At 43.0% G+C, this 22,789-nt stretch carries 25 protein-coding genes and 2 tRNA genes; all 27 read right to left on the bottom strand.

What is annotated here, in order from left to right:
- Positions 1-85 precede the first annotated feature (85 nt).
- The 27 genes from MHH79_RS00385 to MHH79_RS00255 all read right to left on the bottom strand — a co-directional run bounded on the left by MHH79_RS00385 (position 86) and on the right by MHH79_RS00255 (position 22,717).
- Positions 86-157: transfer RNA gene (locus MHH79_RS00385), tRNA-Glu, on the bottom strand.
- 9 nt (positions 158-166) lie between these two features.
- A tRNA-Met gene (locus MHH79_RS00380) sits at positions 167-243 on the bottom strand.
- Between the two features lie 168 nt (positions 244-411).
- Positions 412-798 carry a S1 domain-containing RNA-binding protein gene (locus MHH79_RS00375; RefSeq protein WP_003218379.1) on the bottom strand — a complete coding sequence of 129 codons (387 nt, stop codon included), beginning with the start codon at positions 796-798 and terminating at the stop codon, positions 412-414.
- Positions 799-878: 80 nt separating this feature from the next.
- Positions 879-1,256: a cell division protein DivIC gene (gene divIC, locus MHH79_RS00370; RefSeq protein WP_003243211.1), complete on the bottom strand. Its 378-nt coding sequence runs from the start codon at positions 1,254-1,256 to the stop codon at positions 879-881.
- A gap of 17 nt (positions 1,257-1,273) precedes the next feature.
- Positions 1,274-1,909 (bottom strand): spore cortex biosynthesis protein YabQ, encoded by a 636-nt coding sequence (gene yabQ / locus MHH79_RS00365; protein ID WP_063336213.1) that lies wholly within the window; start codon positions 1,907-1,909, stop codon positions 1,274-1,276.
- Entirely contained in the window at positions 1,906-2,208 is a 303-nt protein-coding gene (gene yabP, locus MHH79_RS00360) for a sporulation protein YabP (RefSeq protein WP_003226714.1), read from the bottom strand. The genes yabQ and yabP overlap by 4 nt, the downstream gene beginning before the upstream one ends.
- Before the next feature lie 78 nt (positions 2,209-2,286).
- Positions 2,287-2,547: a S4 domain-containing protein gene (locus tag MHH79_RS00355; RefSeq protein WP_003226716.1), complete on the bottom strand. Its 261-nt coding sequence runs from the start codon at positions 2,545-2,547 to the stop codon at positions 2,287-2,289.
- Positions 2,548-2,549: 2 nt separating this feature from the next.
- Positions 2,550-4,019, bottom strand: coding sequence for a nucleoside triphosphate pyrophosphohydrolase (mazG, locus tag MHH79_RS00350; protein WP_063336212.1), 1,470 nt, complete (start codon positions 4,017-4,019; stop codon positions 2,550-2,552).
- Positions 4,009-5,607 carry a polysaccharide biosynthesis protein gene (locus tag MHH79_RS00345; RefSeq protein WP_340034906.1) on the bottom strand — a complete coding sequence of 533 codons (1,599 nt, stop codon included), beginning with the start codon at positions 5,605-5,607 and terminating at the stop codon, positions 4,009-4,011. Before MHH79_RS00345 ends, mazG begins: the two co-directional genes overlap by 11 nt.
- 181 nt (positions 5,608-5,788) lie before the next feature.
- Complete coding sequence (spoVT, locus tag MHH79_RS00340; protein ID WP_003218365.1) at positions 5,789-6,325, bottom strand: stage V sporulation protein T; 537 nt, start codon at positions 6,323-6,325, stop codon at positions 5,789-5,791.
- 135 nt (positions 6,326-6,460) lie between these two features.
- The gene (gene mfd / locus MHH79_RS00335) at positions 6,461-9,994 is read right to left on the bottom strand and encodes a transcription-repair coupling factor (RefSeq protein WP_014478601.1); all 3,534 of its coding nucleotides are present in this window, start codon (positions 9,992-9,994) and stop codon (positions 6,461-6,463) included.
- Positions 9,995-10,063: 69 nt separating this feature from the next.
- Positions 10,064-10,294 (bottom strand): anti-sigma-F factor Fin, encoded by a 231-nt coding sequence (gene fin, locus MHH79_RS00330; RefSeq protein ID WP_003243417.1) that lies wholly within the window; start codon positions 10,292-10,294, stop codon positions 10,064-10,066.
- A gap of 59 nt (positions 10,295-10,353) precedes the next feature.
- The gene (gene pth, locus MHH79_RS00325; RefSeq protein ID WP_003226727.1) at positions 10,354-10,920 is read right to left on the bottom strand and encodes an aminoacyl-tRNA hydrolase; all 567 of its coding nucleotides are present in this window, start codon (positions 10,918-10,920) and stop codon (positions 10,354-10,356) included.
- A 106-nt stretch (positions 10,921-11,026) separates the two neighbouring features.
- Positions 11,027-11,641 (bottom strand): 50S ribosomal protein L25/general stress protein Ctc, encoded by a 615-nt coding sequence (locus MHH79_RS00320; protein ID WP_181218067.1) that lies wholly within the window; start codon positions 11,639-11,641, stop codon positions 11,027-11,029.
- A gap of 85 nt (positions 11,642-11,726) precedes the next feature.
- Positions 11,727-12,680 (bottom strand): ribose-phosphate diphosphokinase, encoded by a 954-nt coding sequence (locus MHH79_RS00315; protein ID WP_003218353.1) that lies wholly within the window; start codon positions 12,678-12,680, stop codon positions 11,727-11,729.
- Between the two features lie 22 nt (positions 12,681-12,702).
- Positions 12,703-14,073 (bottom strand): bifunctional UDP-N-acetylglucosamine diphosphorylase/glucosamine-1-phosphate N-acetyltransferase GlmU, encoded by a 1,371-nt coding sequence (gene glmU / locus MHH79_RS00310; RefSeq protein WP_192858149.1) that lies wholly within the window; start codon positions 14,071-14,073, stop codon positions 12,703-12,705.
- Between the two features lie 192 nt (positions 14,074-14,265).
- A complete protein-coding gene (spoVG, locus tag MHH79_RS00305; protein ID WP_003218346.1) occupies positions 14,266-14,559 on the bottom strand; it encodes a septation regulator SpoVG in 294 nt (97 codons plus the stop codon).
- A gap of 194 nt (positions 14,560-14,753) precedes the next feature.
- Positions 14,754-15,131, bottom strand: coding sequence for a 2-iminobutanoate/2-iminopropanoate deaminase (gene ridA / locus MHH79_RS00300; protein ID WP_003226738.1), 378 nt, complete (start codon positions 15,129-15,131; stop codon positions 14,754-14,756).
- Positions 15,128-15,985 (bottom strand): pur operon repressor, encoded by an 858-nt coding sequence (gene purR / locus MHH79_RS00295; protein ID WP_003218342.1) that lies wholly within the window; start codon positions 15,983-15,985, stop codon positions 15,128-15,130. Before purR ends, ridA begins: the two co-directional genes overlap by 4 nt.
- Positions 15,986-16,040: 55 nt before the next feature.
- The gene (gene ispE / locus MHH79_RS00290; protein ID WP_003226742.1) at positions 16,041-16,910 is read right to left on the bottom strand and encodes a 4-(cytidine 5'-diphospho)-2-C-methyl-D-erythritol kinase; all 870 of its coding nucleotides are present in this window, start codon (positions 16,908-16,910) and stop codon (positions 16,041-16,043) included.
- A 146-nt stretch (positions 16,911-17,056) separates the two neighbouring features.
- Positions 17,057-17,242, bottom strand: coding sequence for a small, acid-soluble spore protein, alpha/beta type (locus tag MHH79_RS00285; protein ID WP_309529927.1), 186 nt, complete (start codon positions 17,240-17,242; stop codon positions 17,057-17,059).
- A gap of 158 nt (positions 17,243-17,400) precedes the next feature.
- Positions 17,401-17,661, bottom strand: coding sequence for a Veg family protein (locus MHH79_RS00280; protein ID WP_003218330.1), 261 nt, complete (start codon positions 17,659-17,661; stop codon positions 17,401-17,403).
- Between the two features lie 210 nt (positions 17,662-17,871).
- Positions 17,872-18,744, bottom strand: coding sequence for a sporulation-specific protease PrtG (gene prtG, locus MHH79_RS00275; protein WP_015382563.1), 873 nt, complete (start codon positions 18,742-18,744; stop codon positions 17,872-17,874).
- Between the two features lie 160 nt (positions 18,745-18,904).
- Positions 18,905-19,783 (bottom strand): 16S rRNA (adenine(1518)-N(6)/adenine(1519)-N(6))-dimethyltransferase RsmA, encoded by an 879-nt coding sequence (gene rsmA / locus MHH79_RS00270; protein WP_123374499.1) that lies wholly within the window; start codon positions 19,781-19,783, stop codon positions 18,905-18,907.
- Positions 19,776-20,336, bottom strand: a complete 561-nt coding sequence (gene rnmV / locus MHH79_RS00265; RefSeq protein ID WP_015253010.1) for a ribonuclease M5 — start codon at positions 20,334-20,336, stop codon at positions 19,776-19,778. The genes rsmA and rnmV overlap by 8 nt, the downstream gene beginning before the upstream one ends.
- Before the next feature lie 144 nt (positions 20,337-20,480).
- A complete protein-coding gene (locus MHH79_RS00260) occupies positions 20,481-21,794 on the bottom strand; it encodes a ubiquitin-like domain-containing protein (RefSeq protein WP_015715099.1) in 1,314 nt (437 codons plus the stop codon).
- 155 nt (positions 21,795-21,949) lie between these two features.
- Positions 21,950-22,717 (bottom strand): TatD family hydrolase, encoded by a 768-nt coding sequence (locus MHH79_RS00255; protein ID WP_309529928.1) that lies wholly within the window; start codon positions 22,715-22,717, stop codon positions 21,950-21,952.
- Positions 22,718-22,789 lie beyond the last annotated feature (72 nt).

The following is a 22,789-nucleotide window of genomic DNA, read 5'->3' as shown; positions in this document are numbered from 1 at the left end:
TTCTGCCTTGATATTCGTTTATGTCCGAAATGTTGTCTAAAAATGAAAAAAATCGGCTTCTGCAAGAGAAACCGATTTTTTAGGATGACCCGTACGGGATTCGAACCCGTGTTACCGCCGTGAAAGGGCGGTGTCTTAACCGCTTGACCAACGGGCCAAACAAATATGGTAGCGGCGGAGGGGATCGAACCCCCGACCTCACGGGTATGAACCGTACGCTCTAGCCAGCTGAGCTACACCGCCATATTGTTTTGTGCTTCTAAGCACAAGTTATATAATACAAAGGTTTGTCTCTTTCGTCAACAGAAACTTTAATGTTGTAATTTTCTGACTCTTAAAGAGGGTGAGGATAATAAAAAAGCATCCGTCGGGATGAACGGATGCTTCATTTATTTTATAGAAAGCAGCAAGTTATCCTCTTCTTGCTCCGCGCCCTCCACGTTTTGATTCCGTATTGCGTTTTAAAGATGACAAGCGATCTTCGCTGTCTTTTAAAAACTTATTCATTTTCTGTTCAAAAGATTCTTTCGGACGGAAATCATTTCTAGGTCTGGCTTGCGGACGGTCTTTAGCTTTTTTAATAGATAAACCAATTTTCCCGTCTTTTTCAACGTTGATGACTTTCACTTCAACTTGGTCGCCGACTTTTAAGTGGTCGTTAATGTCTTTGACATAATTATCAGCTACCTCACTAATGTGAACGAGACCGGTTGAGCCTCCAGGCAATTCAACAAATGCTCCAAAATTTGTAATACCTGTAATTTTCCCTTGCAACTTGCTGCCAACTTCAATCGACATAAAAAAAGTGCTCCTCCTTAGGCTTATAAAAAGATCGTTTGCTTAATTATACCTAAATAAAAATTTAAGTGTCAACAAGGCTACTTGCTCTTCTTCTCCACATTGAAGATAATTTCTCCGTCTCCAGACATGAATAAGTCCCTTCTGGCAAGCTCTGTGACGTAATCCTCATCCTTCAATTTGGATATTTCTTCTTTTAAATCCGTTTGTTTTGTCTTTAAACTTTTCAGTTCTTTTTCAAGCTGTTCTTTCTTTTCTTCTTTTGCACTAAGGGAAGATGTTTGGGACCATACAGAGCTTGCCAGCACAATTGCCGTCAGGAATACTAGGGCGCCGAATACAGTTAACCGTCTGTACAGCCCTTTGCGTCTTCGTTTCTTCAGCTGATTTTGCCGTTCTACTTGTTCTTTATAGTCATTTTGTATTTCAGTTATCGTTCGTTCCCTGGAAAAATTCAAACCAGACGGTCCTCCTTTCATTTCTTCAAAAACCGTGTAATGGTCGTTCTTATGGTTATCAATAGTTTCTTCTTCTTTTTGAGAAATCCTGCACCTTTTTCAAAATAACGTCTAAAAGTTAGACGCATTTTCACAGGAAGAAGTTTCAAACATTGTTTCGCGATAAAACGGATCGGAAAACACAGAACCATGACTATTTTATATAGACACAGCAGGAGAAAACCAATCAGGCTGTATGTTTTATTGAATAAAAATGCCGCCATCCAGATGATCGCTCCGCATGTCCACACAATAGGACGAAATAACACGTGCTGAATGAGTTTTTTGAAGAATTGATAAACAGAAACAACAAGGTAAATGATGAATTTCAGTATTTTTATATAGATTCGTTTGCAAAGGCTCTGATACGTCGCAACGCCCAGCAGAACCGCTAAAAAGATGTAAATCCTGAATTCTCCCTCATTTACATGAAGCAAGACATAAAAGAAAAGCAGCCCTTGCACAATCCAGAAAAGAATATCATGAATAAATAATAGCCATCTGGCTGTTTTGGCACGAATGACAAAGAGCCGGTATGTATCAAGCGAAGCACCAAGCCAGAGACCCATACCGGACATCGCCAGCATTGTATAGAATTGTGTCGTCAGCGTCATTTAAACAACTTGCTAAAAAACCCTTTAGCTTTATCCCCTTGTTGTTCGTCTAAGTACACTAAATCAAATACCCTGCCTTTAATCGAAACAATCCCTTTTTCCACATCAAGATTTTTCATCTGCAGGTTTTGGCCTCTGACGGAGAGCATTCCCATCACCGTTTCCAGCAGGAATTCTTCGTTATCAAAACTCTCCACATGCTTAACCCCAGAAATATCTAAATGCTTCCGGCCTTTCATTGTCACATCATGCTGTTCCGGAACAGACGAAGAACCTTTTTGATCATAATATGAATTCATCTATTCAGCCCCCATATCCTCGATACTTTTAGCATTATTACTGCATTGTATGAGGTGGGGGATTTTTTTAGAACAAGCCTATTCGCCGAGTTTTTCTTCTTTTAGAATCGTGTACATGTTTGCAGCTTCTTCTTTTTTCGTCGTGTCTTTCAATTCATTAACTTGAACCGTTACAAGCTTTTGGCCGAAGCGGACCGTTAGTTCATCTCCCGGTTTTACGTCAGAGCTTGCTTTAGCTTGGTTTCCGTTAATAGAGATTCGTCCTTGGTCAGCTACTTCCTTCGCTAGTGTACGCCGTTTGATCAGCCGTGATACTTTCAAAAATTTATCTAATCTCATATCTATGATCTCCTCTCAGTTTCTTTTGCTTCATTCCACAGTTTGTCCATGTCCTCAAGGGACATATCAGCCAGCTCGACTCCCTTTTCCTTCGCTGTTTCCTCAATGTAAGAGAACCGTCTCCGGAATTTGTCATTAGTCATGGTCAGCGCTTCCTCTGGCTCTATTTTGTAGAAGCGGGCTACATTCACCAGCGCGAACAAAATGTCGCCAAACTCAGCTTTAAGATTGTGTTCGTGAGGAGCTTCAGAAACCTCAGAAGAAAACTCCTTCATTTCCTCACTTACCTTTTCCCAAATATCGCTGACGTCTTCCCAGTCAAAACCGACCTTCGCTGCTTTTTTCTGCAATTTAGCAGCTTTCGAAAGAGCTGGAAGGGTTTTCGGTACGCTGTCTAGTAACGATGATTCAGATGTATTTTTTTCGGCCTTTTTTATATCTTCCCAATTGGCCAAAACATCGTTTTCATCCTGAACCTTAACATCTTTAAACACATGGGGATGTCTTCGGACCATTTTTTCACTGATTCCTTTTATGACATCATCAATTGTGAAATAACCTTCATCTTCACCAATTTGCGCGTGAAGCAAGACCTGAAGCAAAACGTCGCCAAGCTCTTCGATCATATGGTCTGTGTCTTCTTCGTCAATAGCTTCGAGAAGCTCATAACATTCTTCAATCATGTACTGCTTTAATGACTGATGCGTCTGCTTTTTATCCCACGGACATCCATTAGGTCCGCGAAGCTCTCTGATGATGCTTCGGAACGTGGAGAATTCGTGATAAAGCAGCTTCTCTTCTTTAATCGGCGGAATATACACACTTGTTAAGTTGTTCAAGGCGACATTGCGGTCCAGCTCAAATAATGGAACTGTCCTGATCTCCTCGCCACGGCTGCCTGCTGCAGTCACAATGACGACCTCATAATCATCAGGCAGCTTCTCCATCAATGTCAGCTTGACTTCAGAAGCCGTCATTTGGTCGTAAACCTGACATATGATCAGATGATGTCTGAGCTCAAGCTCATCCGCGGACAATGTGCCGGCATCCACAAATTGAAAACCTTCAATGGGGTCAATTTGCAAGGCATTGAATGTGGCATCAAGGAAACTTTGTCCCCCCGCGACTTTCACTTGAACGTTTTCCTTTTCCTGCCGCTCCGTCAGCAGCTGAACTGTTTTTTCTGCGACAAAAGGGTGTCCCGGCACAGCATAAACCACGTCCTCACGCCGCGCCGCTTCAAAGAGGATATCAGCAATTTCTTCATATACCGCCTCGAACTGATCATGTTTCTCATATATATCATCAAAGAAACGGATGTTCTTCGTTTCTTTTTCAAGCTCCTCAATTAAAGGATGATCCTTGGTTCTGACATACAGCGTATCTGCCTTCGTCAGCAGCTTGTGTATACCAATTGTCAATTGGTCCATGTCTCCGGCACCAAGTCCGACGACAGTAATTTTACCCGCCATTTTGTTCTCTCCTTCTCATGAATTTGCTTAACTTGCTGCCGAATGGCACACTGTTCAGCTCTTCATCTGTAAATATTCCCAATCTCATTATACAATAAATAAACACCGCGCCACCAATGACAACAGCAGAAAGACTCTCAATCACAGCCGCTCCTCTTCCTGTTGCAGGAAACAAGAAAGTCCATAGACGCGTATACGCAAGCAAAACAGCTGACATCAAAAGAGCAGATCCAATAATCGGAATCAAAACGCCTCTAAGCTTATCGAGCCATTCCTTTTGCCGAAGCTGATACAAGTTAAGGCCGGCGACAGCCGCAAAGGAAGCCGCCGTCGCAAGCGATGCGCCTTCAATCCCATAGCGCGGAACCAAAAGTGTGTTTAACACCCATTTCACTGCAACACCCGCTCCCACCGCTATCGCAGGAAAAACTGTGTACCCCGCTCCCTGTAAGACTGCCGCTGCCGTTACCGCCAAGGATGCAAACAAAATGGAGCAGCTAAATACTTGTAACGCACCTGTCCCTTCTCCATTTTGAAACAGCATGATATTCACCGGCTTTAGAATGCAAATCAACCCAGCCGCTGCGCCCGTACCGAGCACAAGGCATAGTTTCAGAGATGACGTGATTTTTTCTTTCATGATCTTCAGCTCATTGTTTTTTACGGCCATAGAAATATACGGGACGAGTGACGTCGCAATGCTTACCGCGAAAATTGAACCGAGCTGCAGCAACGGTTGTCCCCGATCATAGATCCCCTTTAGGCGTTTTGCTTCTTCGCTTGCCTCACCGCCCGAAAGCAATGCATATAAATTCAAAGCATCAACAAGCTGGATAAACAAAAGCAGCAAACTGCTTACACAAATTGTAACCGAATATAAAAGCAGTTTTTTCGTCAATTCTTTTGTTGTGATGACATTTTCGTTTTGCCTATCCGTTTGGTTGTCTCTTTTCGTTTTAAACCAAAAAAACCCCAGTATCATCAATGCAACCAAACTTCCGGCAAGAGAGCCTGAAGCGGCTGCCGCTCCCGCAGTATAAAGCGAGGCTCCCTTTTTCACGAGCCAAAGTGATAAACCCAAGAGCACCGCAACACGCAGAAACTGCTCTGTCATCTGTGATAAGGCTGAAGGGAGCATTTCATGCCGCCCCTGAAAACCGCCTCTAAGCAACGCGACAAATGGGAACAGCAAAAACGCGTACGCGGTCACTTGAATTAACACGGCTAGATGCGAATCTCCCATAAAGAGTGCAATAGGAACAGCACCCAAATATAAACAAAGAAATAATAAAATACCGATTAAAGACAAAAATAACGCTGATATTTTTAATATGGTGTGATGATTTTTTTCACTATAATCATTCATCAGCTTTGAAATAATGACTGGAAATCCTGATGTGGACAGCATGACCGCAATACCAAGAAAGGGATATACCTGCTGATATATATAAAATCCAACATCGCCGACAATGTTTTGAAACGGGACTCTGTAAACGGCACTTAAAATTTTTGTGATTACGCCTGCCAGAATTAAAACAAAAGCCCCCTGCCAAATCCAATGCCGTTTAACGCCTATTGAATTGTCCATCCAAAAGCTCCTTCCCAACGTCAGGGGCAATACGGTTCACGTATTACCGCGGCACAAATAAAAACGAGGTTATTATACCACATCCCAACCCTTGGATTCCTTTTTCGGCACGCATGAAAAAGAACAGCGTCCCAAGGAGAGCTGTTCTTTACATACCTATTTTCGAAGAAAGGAATAAGACCTACTGTTCCATTTGACGAGCCAAAAATCCAGCTGCTGTTTCAACGGCCTTATGCTCTACTTCGCCCATTGTCTGATCTTTTGAAAAGATCACCACAGCACCTATCGGATCACCGTTCGCCACAATTGGGCCGACAGTATAAGAATTCATGTCCTCATCAATTCCATTCACAAGCTGTACTGATTTCGCATCACTCTCAAGCACGGAGCTGCGCTGATCCATTGTTCTTTCCAGCATTTCGCTGATTGACTTGTTTAAGTAATCTTTTTTGGAGCTGCCGGACACGGCAATATATACATCACGATCACAAATCAGCACTGAATGGCCGAGGCTGTCGTAAAGCGCGTCTGCATACTCCTTTGCAAAGTCTCCAAGCTCACTGATCGGAGAGTACTTTTTCAAAATCACTTCTCCGTCACGATCTACAAAAATCTCAAGCGGATCGCCTTCCCTGATTCTCAGAGTTCTTCGAATTTCTTTAGGAATCACGACCCGACCTAAGTCATCAATACGACGTACGATACCGGTTGCTTTCATCTCTGGTGCCTCTCTTTCATTTGATGGTATATACATGTGGGAAAGACCTAAAGCAGTTACTTTATGTACCTTCCGCCTCGCTTGAAATTAGTATCCGTCACATCAAATGTAATATACACCAGAGAGTAACAAAATTTACGTTGATGAAATGGTTTGCTTTTTCACATCTTTTAAGCCCTTCAGCATGCCCAGCACGGTGTCGAGCCATTCATCAGCACTACGGCCTTTCGTCTGTATGGAGATTTTGAGTTTTTTCCCTTCCATTCCCAGTCCGATTTGTCTGCCATATTGATTGCCAAGCTCAAACAGCTTCTGTCCGTCAATTTCAGCACTTGCTTCTTCAGAAATCGTCAATCTGACAGCATCTTTATCCTGCTTAATCAGTTCGACACGTTCCTGTCTCGCATAGACCTTCATTTCTGCAACAGTAAACAAGTATTCGACTTCTTTTGGATAGTTTCCAAAGCGGTCGATCATTTCATCTTGAAGCTCATTCTTCTCTTCGATTGTCGCCACAGACCTGAAGCGTTTATACATATCAATTTTCTGTTTGCCGTCTTGAATATAAGTTTCCGGAATATACGCATCAAGCTCGACATCAATTTCTGTTTCAAACTGCTCTGTCTTTGCTGTGTCTCCTTTACGCTCCTCAATGGCCTCCTTCAGCATTTGTGAATAGAGGTCAAACCCGACAGAATCGATGAAGCCATGCTGCTGGGCACCAAGAAGATTTCCGGCTCCGCGAATCGTTAAGTCACGCATTGCGATTTTAAAACCGGAACCTAGCTCTGTGAATTCTTTAATAGCCTGCAGCCTTTTTTCAGCCACTTCTGTCAGCACTTTATCCCGGCGATACGTGAAGTACGCATACGCTACACGGTTAGAACGGCCGACACGCCCCCGCAGCTGGTAAAGCTGAGAAAGTCCCATCTTGTCGGCGTCAAATACGATCAGCGTATTGACGTTCGGGATGTCCACGCCAGTTTCGATAATGGTTGTGCTGACGAGAACGTCTGATTCTCCTTCAAGAAAACTTAGCATAACGGTTTCTAATTCATTTTCTGTCATTTTCCCATGCGCATATGCTACCTTCGCGTCAGGGACTAGCATTGAAATTTCATCCGCTTTCCGCTCAATGTCCTCTACCCGGTTGTACAAGAAATAGACCTGGCCTCCGCGTGCAAGCTCACGTTCAATCGCCTCTCTGACAAGAGCGCCGTTGTATTCCACAACATACGTCTGTACGGGGAAGCGATTTTCCGGCGGAGTCTCGATGACTGAAAGGTCCCTTACGCCAAGCATCGACATATGCAGCGTACGCGGAATCGGCGTTGCTGTTAACGTTAATACATCAACATTGGCTTTTATTTGCTTGATTTTTTCTTTATGGGTTACACCGAAACGCTGTTCTTCATCAATGATGAGGAGCCCTAAGTCTTTATACACGACATCCTTTGATAGCAGCCGGTGCGTCCCGATGACGATATCAACCGTTCCGTTTTTCAGCCCTTTGATTGTTTCGTTTGCTTCTTTTCTCGTTCTGAACCTGCTGAGAAGGCCGATATTAATCGGATAGTCCTGGAAGCGCTCTTTTATGGTTTCATAGTGCTGCTGTGCCAAAATTGTTGTCGGAACGAGCAGAGCTACCTGCTTTCCGTCACCGATCGCCTTAAACGCGGCACGTATGGCAACCTCTGTTTTACCGTAGCCCACATCTCCGCACAGCAAGCGGTCCATCGGACGTTCTCTTTCCATGTCTTTTTTGATTTCGTGAATAGAACGGAGCTGATCCTCAGTCTCTTGATAAGGGAAAGCCGATTCGAATTCACGCTGCATCTCATGGTCAGGAGAAAACGCATAGCCCTTGCTCGCTTCTCTTTCGGCATACAGCTTAATTAAGTCATCAGCAATATCCTGAACGGATGTCTCTACTTTTTTCTTGACCCGCTTCCATTCACTACCGCCTAATTTATACAGCTTTGGCTCTTTTCCTTCGGAGCCGACATATTTTTGCACCTGATCAATTTGTTCTACAGGGACGTAAAGCTTGTCACTTCCCTGATAATGTATATTTAAATAGTCTTTATGAATGCCGTTGATTTCAAGAGTCTCAATCCCCAGGTATTTTCCGATCCCGTGATTAATATGAACGACATAATCGCCAATTTGAAGCTCAGAATAGCTTTTGATGCGCTCTGCATTGGTAAGCTTCTGTTTTCGCGGCTTCTTCTTTACACGGTTTTTGAACAGTTCTTCTTCCGTAATAACGGCAAGCTTCATTAACGGCAGCTCAAATCCCGATTGGAGCTCGCCTTCCATGATATAGACCTGTCCCTGAACAAGCGCTTTTTTGCTGTCTGTCACGGCGGCCTCGATATCATAATCAGCCAAAACAGATGACAATTTCTGTGTACGTTCCTTGTTTGCTCCTAAGAACACAACAGTGAAATTTGATTTTTTAAAACGCTCCATTTCGCCCGCAAGCACGTTCATTTGGCCATGGAAACTCTGCATTTGCCGGCCTGACACATTGACGATGTTTTGCGGGCTCGTATGGTGTACATGCCGCAAAAATAAAGAGTAGTACAGCAGAGGCCGTTTTTGCTCAGCCACTATTTTTTGGAAGCTGAATGACAAACGAATGTCATGCAAAATCTTCCCTTCCTCAAGAAGATTTGTGATAAACTCCGCTTCTTCTTTTTGAAGCTGTTCTTCCATCTCATGAATCCGACTGACTTCATCCAAAATCAGAAGTGTATTATCAGGTGTATAATCTAGTAAACTAGCAGGCTTTTCATAGAAATATGAGAGATACTTCACGAGCTCCTGATCTGTCTGGCCTTCAGACAAGCGTTCTTTATCGTGAGAAATATTCGCATGAAGTATTTCTTTTTGTTTGTCAGCCTTTAATTTTTTCAAGCTTGCGGCAAGACCACTATCGATTTTCTCCATCGCCCGCGCTTTTTCTTCCGGTCTGATAATTAATTCCTTCGCGGGACCGATATTGATCGAGGTAAGGGTCTCAATTGACCGCTGATCATCTGAATTAAAGCTGCGGATTGAATCCACCTCGGTGTCAAAAAGTTCAATTCTCACCGGATTCTCTGAAGTCAGCGGATAAATGTCAATGATTCCCCCGCGAATACTGAATTCCCCAGGCGCAGAAACCATATCAGACCGCTCATACCCTACCTCTACCAGCCGTGAGGCAAGCTGGTCAGGTTCGATATCATGGCCTACCTGAATGAGCATCTGGCTGCTTTTCCACACCTCTACAGGCGGCAGCATTCTTCTGATTGCAGCTACCGGAGCAACGACAATTGGCGCTTCTCCATTCGTTAGTCTATTAATGACATCTAATCGCTGTGCCCGCAATTCAGGGCTTGCAACTGCGATTTCTGATGAAATGAGTTCATTGACGGGGTACAAAAGGACAGACCGATCCTCTAGAAGTGAAGTCAGATCATCTGTTACTTTCTGGGCTTGATATAAGTTATGGGTGATTAAAAAGATAGGCTTATTCGTTTCATTAGCCAGAGCAGAAGTAAAAACAGAACGCGCGGAACCCGACAGACCGGCGAGCAGCTGTTCCTTCAGGCCCTCGTGTAAACCGTTGATGATGGATTTAAAGTCATCGCTTTCTTTTATAAAGGTTTGAATGTTGTCCATATGGCCCCTCCTCTCTGTTTCCTGTGAGAACAGAAAAACGCTTTGGTCTAGTGTCTACACCAAAGCTTTTTATTGAATAAATGTGTGATATTCGTGGTAATGCGGATTTCGGTCAAGCGCCTCTTGGCAGTCTTCACATATCGTCAAAACATGGACATCTCCATTTTCTTTATAAGAAATCATATCGTTTCTTTCCTCATTTGTTAAGTGCTGAAATCCAAGTGAGTCTGTCGATACCATTGAAGATTCGAGACTGCCTACTTTCACTCCGCAATGACGACAATAATAATGTAAAGCCATACAAGGGACCTCCTGATGAAAAAGTCATTTTGGTGTAGTATGGACTTTGTTGTTACATTTTATACCTTTGCGTTAAATTCGTTCATGACTTCTAAAAACGGTTTACTCAAAGAAGCCTCACAAGCCTTCACTGATTTATCAACCGCTTCTTCGATCTCAGGTGCCTCCTCCTTGGTAAAGGAGCCTAACACATAATCAACGACCTTCATGCCGTTTACAGGCCGGCCGATTCCGATGCGGATACGGTCAAACTCGGATGTTCCAAGATGCTGGATCAGTGATTTGATGCCATTGTGCCCTCCGGCGCTTCCTTTCGTTCTTAAACGGATCTTGCCAGTCGGAAGGTCAAGGTCGTCGTAAATGACTGTCAAATCTTCGTTATCGACATCATAGTAGTCCATTAAAGGCCGCAAACATTCTCCTGATAAATTCATATATGTAAGCGGTTTAACAAGTAGAACCTTTTTGCCGGAAACAAATCCGGTTCCGTATAATCCGTTAAATTTATTTTGATTCAGCTCTATATTCCATTCCTTTGCAAGCTGATCTATCACCATAAATCCGACATTATGCCGTGTATTTTCATAGTTCTTCCCCGGGTTTCCGAGACCGGCAATCACAAGCATGGCGAATCCTCCCTTAGTCACATAACTCCCGTCTTCATAAACGGGCTATAATTCTTCTCATTCTAGCACAAAAGACGTAACCGCGGGAGGGTTACGCCTTAAGCTATTATTGTTCGTTTTCACCTTCTGGCTGAGCATCGGCAGATTCCTCTTCATCGACCTCAGCTGCTTCCTGCTGCTGCGGAGGAAGGATTGAAGCCACAACCTCATCTGATTCATGATTAAAGGAGTAGTCACCGCCAGCAGGCAAATCCGCAATCGTCAGTACTTCATTTACATCGAGGCTTGAAATATCAGCCTCAATCGTTTGCGGAATGGCTTTTGGCTTGGCCTTTACAGTAAGTGCATATAACGGCTGCTGCAGTACGCCCCCGTTTTTCACTCCAATGGCTTCTCCGGTCAGATGAATCGGAACTTCCACTTCAATGTCCTCACTCATATTAACTACTTGAAAATCAGCATGAGTGACTTCATTTTTCAGCGGGTCCGTCTGCAGGTCTGTTACCATGACTGAGTGTTTTTCTCCGCTGACCTCAAGCGTAATGACTGCATTTTTGCCTTCGTCCCTCAGCGTTTTGATGAGCTCCACACTGTCTAATGACACAGGTTTGTTGCCCGTATCCTTCCCATATATGATACCTGGAACATGTCCTGAAGTACGGATATTCCGAAGAGACGAACGAGTAAAGTCCGTTCTTTCTTTTGCCGTTAAAGTTGCCATATTCAGCACCATCCTATTGTCGTTTTAGTTGTCCTATTACAAACAATACCCAAAACGATAAAGGTTTAAACCTTTCAAAATCGGTTTAGCTGAAAAGGTAGCTGACAGATTGCTGCTCATGAACGCGAATAATCGCTTCGGCCAGAAGCGGTCCGACTGAAAGCTGCTTAAACCGTTCAATTTTCTTTTCTTCAGGAAGCTTGATGCTGTTTGTCACAACAAGCTCTTTAATTGTTGAATTATTAATCCGTTCAACCGCAGGGCCTGATAGTACAGGGTGTGTACAGCATGCATATACTTCTTTCGCTCCGTTTTCAACGAGCGCATTAGCAGCAAGTGTAATCGTACCTGCAGTATCAATAATGTCATCGATGAGGATAGCAGTCTTCCCTTCAATGTTACCTACAATATTCATGACTTCCGCCACGTTTGGACGCGGACGGCGTTTATCGATAATCGCAATCGGCGCTTTTAGTCGGTCAGCCAGTTTGCGGGCACGTGTCACACCGCCATGGTCTGGTGAAACAATGACGATATCTTCAAGATTTTTGCCTTCAAAATATTCTCCTAAAATCGGAACACCCATTAAGTGGTCAATCGGTATATCAAAGAATCCTTGAATTTGCGGCGCATGCAGGTCAAGTGCAATCACACGAGTCGCACCGGCTGTTTCAAGCAGGTTAGCGAAAAGTTTAGCTGTGATTGGCTCACGGGATCTTGCTTTTCTGTCTTGACGCGCATAACCGTAATAAGGAATAACAATGTTAATCGTTTTTGCAGAAGCGCGTTTTAACGCATCTACCATAATCAGCAGTTCCATAATATGCTCGTTAACGGGGTCACTTGTAGACTGGATGATGTAACAATCACATCCGCGAATACTTTCTTCGATATTAATTTGGACTTCCCCGTCACTAAATCTTGTGACAGAACATTTCCCTAATTGAACTCCAACTATATCTGCGATTTCTTTTGCAAGCTCTGGATTCGAATTCAAAGAAAAAATCTTTAAATTCTTATCTCCGTATTGATTAGACATGGATAAACCTCCGAATTTAGGATTATTTTTTATGAATATTTTTCACATAATCGTCTTTATTTACTTGTCTCGCTCTGGCAATAGCAAGTGCTTTTCCAGGTACATCTTCCGTAACAGTTGAACCTGCCGCCACATAAGCACCTTCTCCGACTGTGACAGGGGCAACCAAGTTAGAATTGCAGCCGATAAACGCGCCATCTTCAATTTTTGTCAAATACTTATTCTTTCCATCATAATTGACAGTAATTGAACCGCAGCCCAGGTTTACATCAGTGCCTACCTCAGCATCGCCGACATAGCTTAGATGAGATGCCTTGCTTCGGTCTCCGAATTGAGTCTTTTTAATTTCTACAAAATTCCCGATCTTCACTTCATTCCCGATGACAGAATCAGGTCTGATGTGAGCAAAAGGTCCTATGTTTACATCATTCCCCACTTTACTGTGATTGACTATCGATTGTTTAATCACCGTACGGCTGCCAATGGCACTATTCATAATCTCCGTATGAGGGCCAATAATCGTATCTTCTCCGATTTGCACCTCACCTTTAATCACAGTTCCAGGGTAAATCACAGTATCGCTTCCGATAACAGCGTCAGGAGAAATATACGTATTCATCGGGTCAATCAACGTCACGCCATTTTGCATATGCCGTTTATTAATACGCTCTTTCATAAATTGTTCTGCCTGAGAAAGAGCAACTCTATCATTAACTCCGAGCGTTTCTTGGAAATTACCAGTCTGGTAAGCGGCAACAGTTTCGCCTTCATTTTTAAGAATCTCTATGACATCCGGCAAATAATACTCGCCTTGGGCATTATCATTAGACACCTGATCAATAGCCCGAAATAGCGCTTCATTGTCAAAACAATACGTACCGGTATTGATCTCAGTTACAAGACGTTCCTCTTCAGAGGCGTCCTTATGCTCAACGATTTTTTGAACCGCTCCGTTTTCGCTGCGAATAATGCGGCCGTATCCGGTTGGATCTTCTGCAACCGCAGTTAAAATCGTAGCTTTCGCTTCTCTTTGTGTATGTTCTTTCAGCATCTGTTCCATCGTCTCTGCTGTCAAAAGCGGCGTATCCCCGCAAATGACAATCGTGACGCCTTTTTCGTCAGCAAGAAATGGCTGTGCCTGTTTTACAGCATGAGCAGTGCCAAGCTGTTCTGCTTGAAGCGCGTACTCGCTTTTATCACCAAGCTGCTTTTTCACTTCTTCCGCACCATGTCCGACAATCGTGACAAGCTTCGATAAAGATAATTTTAAGGCTTCGTCCACGACGTGCTCTACCATAGGCTTACCGCAAACTGGATGAAGGACTTTATAAAGCTTCGATTTCATTCTCGTTCCTTGTCCAGCCGCTAAAACAACTGCAAACCGCTTATCCATTTATTGGCCTCCAATATCCCTTTTATCCATAGAAAAATATATCCTAAATATCTTCTGATTTCAAGGAGACTTCATGAAGTGCAAGAATTTTCTATTGAGTGCAACTAAGTTTGAAAAATCAGAATTAAAAAAGGACCGCCGGCAAAAGGCTTATGTCAGCCCTTTCAGCAGTCCTTGCTTTTTGGTTATTTTTTAAGAAGCTCCAGCTTCTTCGAATTCTAATGCTTCAGTGTCACCCAGACGATGATACTCATTTAACACGGCATCTTGAATCTTTCCTCGCGTGCTTGAATTAATAGGATGAGCAATATCGCGGAACTCTCCATCAGGGGTGCGTTTACTCGGCATCGCAACGAAAAGACCATTGTTTCCATCAATCACACGAATATCATGTACAACAAATTCGTGATCCAGCGTGATGGATGCAATCGCTCTCATGCGACCATCGGTATTCACGCGGCGTAATCTTACGTCAGTAACTTCCACAGTAGTTCACCACCTTTTCCCTATATAAAAGCATTAGTGTATCAATTCCACGATTTTTTCTGAAATCCTGCTCGTTTTTAAAATATTTTTTGAAAAAATAGGATATAGTTACACAATTAGGTCATAAAGCTTTCATTTCGGGCATAAGGTAAATAAAAAAGTGATCCCGGGCTCTCCCAGAATCACTTTTCTTATTATTTCACCAGTGCAATAACTTCAATCTCGACTAACGCATCCTTCGGGAGTCTCGCGACTTCAACACAAGATCTCGCCGGTTTGTGAGTGTCAAAGTATTGTCCATACACTTCGTTTACTTCCGCAAACTGTTCCATATCCGCGATAAATACAGTTGCTTTTACAACTGTTTCAAAAGAAGCACCCGCTTCTTCCAGAACCGCCTTTAAATTGCTGAATACTTGATGAGTCTGCTCCTTAATATCGCCGTTCACCATTTCGCCTGAAGGAGTCAAAGGGATTTGACCTGAGCTGTAAAACATATTGTTGACGATAATCCCTTGTGAGTAAGGCCCGATTGCCGCTGGGGCATGTTTTGTGTGGACTGCTTTTGTCATGATTCTGTCTCTCCATTCTTTAAAAGATTGTCTTTAAAAAAACGCAGAAAATTGCCATTCTGAATTTCAATGGACTTCTCTTTCATGTTGATGGTTGAAAGAGTAAGAAGTGACATATATTCATCAACAAGACGTTCATCTACTCCTTCGGCTTCAACTAAGACGCCGATTCCCGCCACATTTGCATTAAACTCATCCAACAGGTTAATCATACCATTAATTGTGCCGCCTGCTTTCATAAAGTCATCAATAATGAGTACGTTTGAACCCGTTTTCATGCTTCTTTTCGCAAGTGACATTGTTTGAATGCGGTTTGAGGAGCCTGAAACGTAATTAATGCTGACTGTGGAGCCCTCTGTTACCTTATTGTCTTTACGAACGATCACAACAGGCACATTCAAATAGCTTGCAGCTGCGTACGCAAGAGGGATGCCTTTCGTGGCAACGGTCATGACAACATCAATTTCGCGCTCTGCAAACACGGAAGCAAACAACTTCCCTACCTTGGAGAGTACAGATGGCTTTCCTAAGATATCCGTTAAATATACATAACCGCCCGGAAGGATACGCTCAGGATTTGCCAGCGACTGTCCAAGTGTCTGCACAAACTCTTCAGCTTCGGCCTGCTTCATTTTCGGAATATATTTAACGCCTCCGGCAGCTCCGGGAACAGTAAGCAAAGTACCGATCCCCTGCTGTTCAAAGGTTTGTTTAATAATTGTTAAATCTTCACTGATCGATGATTTTGCAGATTCATACCGCTCAGAGAAAAAGGTTAGCGGTATTAACTCGTGCGGATGGGTTAACAAATAATTTGTTAAGTCCACCAATCTGCCGCTGCGACGAAACTTCATGAACTTACCCCCAAAATCCGAATATTTTAAGATCAATATAACTTAACATACGGATTTAATCAAGAGCGTTCTGTTCGCCGATCATTCTCACCGCATAAACTTGATCGCAGAAGCCTCTTAACCCGTTATAAATTCTCTGCACCTTTGACTCATACTGAACCAGTCCAAACACTGTCGGGCCGCTCCCGCTCATTAACACGGCATCTGCACCAAAGCGTTTCATCTGGTTTTTGATCATCGCAACTTCAGGATGCATATCGAGCGTAACAGATTCAAGCACATTGCCTAAACGGCTGCACATCTTCTGAAAACTCTTTTCTTCTATCGCCTCGATCATGCCTTGTACATCAGGATGCTCTATACCATCCAGTTTCAGCGCTCTGTACACTTCAGCAGTTGAAACACCGATTGTCGGCTTCGCTAAAATGACCCAGCAGTGCGGAGGCGTGCTGATATGTTTAATTTTCTCGCCGCGCCCTGTTGCTAATGCAGTTCCGCCATAGACACAAAATGAAACGTCAGAGCCAATTTCCGCTCCAAGCTCAGCAAGCGTTTCCGCGGACAGATTTAAATTCCACAGTCTGTTCAGCCCTCTGAGCGTCGCCGCCGCATCACTGCTTCCGCCGGCAAGACCGGCAGCCACCGGAATTACCTTCGTAATCATGATGGAAACTCCCTTTTTCACGTTGTATCTGTCCTTGATCAGCTTGGCAGCCTGATAAGCTAAGTTTCTTTGGTCATCAGGCACAAATCGGTTGTGGGAGGAAACCCTCACTTCATCCTCTGCAAGCTCCGTCAATTCAATTCGATCAGCTAAATCAATTGTCGTCATGATCATTTCGACTTCATGATAGCCATCCGGGCGTTTTCGGGTGACGTCAAGTGACAGATTGATCTTAGCTGGCGCTTTTTCTAAAATACGCATAGCTTTCACCTACTTCTCCATCTAAACATAAGTATGAACATTGTATCACATTTGAAGTACAGGATGAACATATCCATATTCAGCCCATTATGTATTTATATCCAAAATAAAAAACCAGGGAACAGCACGTCCCCCGGGTCACATCCTTATCTGTTATTCTGATTCTGAGCCATTTGCTGTTCGGCGATTTCAATAGCACGCTTCACCATGTTACCAGCATCGCGAGCCCGAATTTCGCCCCAGCCGCCACTTTTTACTGTGTCATAAAAACCAAGGTCTTTAGCCAGCTCATATTTAAACTCATCTGACATAACTCCACGACGTCTGCCCAAACGAAACAACCCCTTTTTTAGAAGTGATAGCCATTCGTGCACGTCACGATAATATGTGACTGTTTTATCTTTTGTTAAATTAGATGGAACTTTCGTTAAAATTAATGGAAACAAAAAAGGGCAAAACAAAAAGCAGTAAACAAAAGGTTCACTGCCCGTTAAAATGCCACTGAGCTTGCGGCGTCATCATTAAATGTCAGCTCAACAGTCTCAGTCAAAATATCAGCATAACTGTATGAAACTCTTTCAAACGAGTTCTCGTCTTGATCTAGTTGTATCACAAAAACAGAAGGGTACGTCTCAGCTAAAATGCCCGAACGCTCAATCGTTTTTCGGCGGCCACCGTTTGCTTTTAACGTCAGCCTTTTACCTAAATTCCCATCAAGCGATCTTTTAATATCGGACAACGTCTTCGCCATTGCATCCACCTCACTACATTTATTGTACAACACGAGCCCATTTTTGTCAAATAAAATTTAAATTATATCAACGTTAACAAGACGTTGTCAATAAAATTATTTTGACAAAATTCTATGATTCCTCAATTATGTTCCGCAAGTTTCGGTAAATTATGTATCATTATGTAAAATAAAAAACCCGCATAGCTCTCCTATGCAGGTTTTCAACTGTTAATTGGACTTATAAGGCATACCAATTCTCAGAACTCCTCTTGTTTCAATACCTCCAAGCCCTTTCTCTCTTGTCAGCGTATTACGGAGCACTTCCCATACATTAATCCGTTCCATAAACGGCGTAAAGCTGATCTTCGCGACGATATATACCGGATCAAGCGCATGAATATTGACTCTTGACGGTGAACTTGCAAAATTCGCACCCGCTCTGATGAGTGATTCAAAATGGGATTGGCAGGCCCCCGCAAAAATAACAAGCTGATCTAAGTGAGGGATCTTTTTTCGGGCTGTTTGAACTGTTTCAACAAAGTGCTTAGAATGTCTGTACGCATTCAAATCATCAATACCGCCCTTTTGCTTCGAATACGCATCATGCCCTGTGATCACCAGGATATCAGGTCGATATTTGTCGAGCAATTCTTCAATAGAAGCAGACATTTTCTTTTCATGGCAATGGATGCCATAGACCGGCACTCCAATTTTTTTATAGACATTCAGGCATTTTTTCAGATATGCTTCGTCACCATCCAGATGAAGCACTTTGCCCGGCATATGGAAATAATGCTCCTGATGCTGATATTGGCTTGTCGCATAGTACTCCTGCTTTTCTCTGAGCAGTTTATAATCCTGGCGGAGTAATTCGAGCGACTCATTCATTCTGCTCTCATCTTTCTTTTTCCGCATCATCTGCTCATCTTTTTTCACTGCTACCAGATCAGAAAAATCCGAATCAGCAATCAGCCTGACTTCATCTCCATGCAAAATGGCAATTGAATTTCCTTTGCTTGTTTGCTCTATTCTTATAATTCGAAACAAAACATCCATCTGATAGGATTTTCTGGCTACCATATCCCCTATTTGAAATTGCACGTTCCTCACTCCACACATAGACTAAGCCTCATCATGAAAGAAAGAGCCTTGAGAAAGCGCCTTTTTTCGCTGAGTCCAAGTTTTTCTTATCATTGAATGAAAGGTCCTTCTCTAGCCTATGTAGCGGCAGTCCATGTGGTGCGCAAAACAAAAAGCCCTTTTAGAAAAGGGCTTTATACAATCCGTTAGACAGCGCTGCGAATTCCTCAATAGACAGGGATTCACCTCGGCGCTTGCCGTCAATATTTGTTTCTTCGAGCACTTGCTCAATCGTTGATTTTTGCGCTTTTCCTTCAGGCAGATTGTTAACTAAGTTATTGAGCAGCGTTTTACGGCGCTGTGCAAAGCTTGCCTTGATGAGCTGAAAGAAAAAGGATTCGTTTTCCACGTCCACTGCCGGGCCGTCTCGGAGAATCAGCCGGATGACTGCGGAATCGACATTAGGCTGAGGAACAAATACGGTTTTCGGTACGATCATCACCGTTTTGGCTACTGTATAAAACTGCACCGCGATTGAAAGCGAGCCGTACTCCTTAGATGAAGGATCAGCCGCCATGCGCTCAGCCACTTCTTTTTGCAGCATGACCACAATCCCTTTCAGCGGAAGATGTTCTTCAAGCAGTTTCATGATAATCGGTGTTGTTACGTAATAAGGAAGGTTGGCAACTACCATGATTTCATCACAATCTTGAAATTGTTCTTCAATGACTGATTTGACATCAGCCTTTAACACGTCCTGATGAATGACAGTGACATTGTCGTAAGGTGACAGTGTATCCTTCAGAATCGGCAATAATCGCTGATCAATCTCAAATGCCACGACCTTTTTCGCCCGCTTGGCAAGCTGTTCGGTTAAAGCCCCGATTCCCGGGCCGATTTCAATGACACCTGTTTTCTCCGTCACTTCTGCGTGATCGACAATTCTGTTTAAAATGTTCGTATCAATTAAGAAATTCTGTCCTAAGCTCTTTTTAAAAGAAAAACCATATTTCTTCAGTATCTCTTTCGTTCTAATCGGTGTCGCAATATCTTTATTCATTCTGTTCCTCCCGCATAACGGTATCGAGCGCACTCATAAAATCACTTTTTTTAATTTGAAACATTTGCAGCCGTTTTTGAAGCTGTTTGCCATTTGTATAGCCGATTTTCAACAGATCACCCAGTCGTTCCCGGCGGCGTTTGGCCGCAGGTCCGCCTATTAGTCCGGCATGAATCAAATCCTCAGCTGAAATGTCACTCGGCTGCGCTTCCATCTCCTCATGCACATTTTCTAAACATGCCCTAATGCTTTCAACCGATGCATGCTCCACACCAATTCCCCGCTTGTTTTTAGGTTTGGCAAGATGCTTTGGCAAAAATGCATGCTTACAGCCGGGTACAGCCTCTGAGATGGTTTTGCGAATCTTCTCTCCCGGAAAGTCCGGATCCGTTAAAATAATGACGCCTCTGGTCTTCTGGGCCAAACGGATTTGGTCAATCACATGATCATCGATGGCTGAACCATTTGTTTCAATTGTGTCTGCATCAACAGCCAATTTGATGCGGGCCGTATCGTCACGCCCCTCGACCACAATGATCTCTTTAATTTTCATTATTTCCTCCAAGACAAAATAAAAACTTTTGTATATTCATGAAACTTTTTCTTATGTCGAGCGTCTAATAAGCAGAAAATGCACTTTGTCTATTATAACGAAAAAAACAGAGGGCGCAAAACCCTCTGAATACATAAGTATATACTAATTTAAGATTTTAATTTTGACTGTTTTATTTCCCCATCGGTACGCCGATGATTTCTCTGGGAAAAAGACGTCTATCTTGTTCCCTTTAATCGCTGAACCGGTATCTGCAGCAATGGCATATCCATAGCCTTCCACGTGGACTTTGGAGCCTAGCGGAATGACATTTGGATCCACAGCGATGACTTTGGCATTCGGATTATTTTTTAAATTGACGCCTGTCGCTGTATGTCCTGAACAACCGCTGCAGCTTGCCGTATAAGCCGTAGATGATACAGTCATGACTTTGCCTGTTGATTCATTGCTGCGGGACACAACTGTTTTTGAATCACCTGAAGCACTGACCGTTTCAACTTTTGGACTGCTTTGCTTTGTGCCGACAGCAATCACTTTATCTTTGCTTTGTTCAGCTGTTTCTTCTTTTACAAGCTCTCTGGACACTTCTTTACCGTTTTCTTTAACGACTTCGAAATGTTTTTTTAGCTTGCCTTCTTTTCCTTTTTGGACGACCTTTTCTTTCCCTTTTTCAAGAGAAGCGTCTTCTTGCTTTTTCACATCAAACGCAATCTTCTCTTCAACTACATCGGTGACCTTTTCGATACGAGTAATTGTAATATCAGCCTTTCCTTTCGTCAGCTTTGCATCTAACGCAGGCTTGATTTTATCTTCGTCTTTTATGTTCATCTTTTGCTGTTTTAAAAAGTCAGCGACCGTAGTCGAAGTCGTCCAGATCTTCTTTTGTTTCCCTGCATCATTCACAGTAACCTGAAATGCGGGCTCTATGTTAATCTTCATGTCTTTCGAAATATCTGTATCTATTGCGGGATCAATTTGATCTTGTTCTTTCACATCAACATCTTGTTCGTCCAGTAATGCACCGACCGTTTTTGCTGTTGACCATAACGTCTTTTCTTCCCCGTTTATTGTAAGCTTCACAGGTTTTGCAGCCTCATACACAACGTCCATGTCTGCTGTTATCTTTGTCTGTTTAGCAGGTGTGATCTTGTCTTCGTCTCTTGTCTTTATATCAAGCGTCTCCAAAAGATCACCGACTGTATTTGCATGTGTGCGTATATGTTTCTTTTTGCCATTGATAGAAACTGAGACTGATTGTTTCGTCAGCTCATGAGCCGCGTACGCAGTCCCGCTTCCTGCCAAAAGCAAACAAGCAGCAACCAGAATGACTTTGCTTTTGCTAAGCTTTACGGAAAACAGCTTTTTCATTTTTTGTGTGATGAAAAACGCCTCCTTCTCCTCGGAGAGATTATATAGAGTATCTAAAAGGCTGTCAACCCTCCCTTCTCTTTCTCCCAAAAGCTCAGTGTCCTCTTCATTATCCTGAAATACACTGAGAAACGGAAGAAAGACTTGTCGACAAACCTATCCTATGAGGAGAAGAAAGCATGTAGAACTTTTATAGAAAAACGCTGTAAGGGACAAGCTCTTACAAAACCCGCTAGCGTTTTTTGTCAGTTTATACGGAAAAGTCTTTTCGCATTTTCAGTCGTGATGGAAGCAATCTCTTCAAAGGTCATTTCTTTTAATTCGGCGATTTGTTCTGCCACATATTTCACATAGCTTGGCTCATTTCTTTTCCCGCGGAAAGGGTGCGGTGTGAGAAACGGGCAGTCCGTTTCAATCAGCAGCCGGTCATTGGGAATTTCCTTCACTACTTCCTTCGGTTTCTTCGCATTTTTAAATGTCACCGGTCCCCCAAATGATAAATAAAAATTCATTTTCATGCATTCTCTTGCCACTTCCGCACTTCCTGTAAAGCAGTGCATGATTCCGCCCACAGCTTCTGCGCCTTCCTCTTTCAAAATGGTCACGACATCCTCCGTTGCATCACGGTTATGAATGATAATAGGCAAATTGACCTCTTTCGCTAAGGCGATTTGTTTTCTAAACACCTCTTTTTGAATATCTTTAGGTGATTTATCCCAATAATAATCCAGTCCCATTTCCCCTATCGCTACCACTTTCTCATGAGCAGAAAGCTCTTTAATCCACGCTAAGTCTTCCTCTGTCATGTCAATAGCGTCAACAGGGTGCCAGCCAATGGCTGCATAAATAAAATCATATTCCTCAATCATTTCCATCGCACGGGTAATCGTCGGACGGTCAAAACCAACTACGACAATTCGTTCAACTTTTTCAGCTTTTGCCCGTTCAATAACCTCTTCAAGATCAGTATCATATTGTTCTGCATTTAAATGCGCGTGTGTATCAAACAACATAAGTGAAAAACTCCTTTCTTGTCGAAACACAAAAGGTGTTCGACGAATTGTTACACGTGAAACACCTTTTGT

Origin of the sequence: Bacillus sp. FSL K6-0993, from assembly GCF_037977205.1 — a bacterium.
Lineage (GTDB): Bacteria > Bacillota > Bacilli > Bacillales > Bacillaceae > Bacillus > Bacillus subtilis.
The sequence above is the reverse complement of the archived record's forward strand: the minus strand, read 5'-3'. Positions and strand labels throughout refer to the sequence as shown.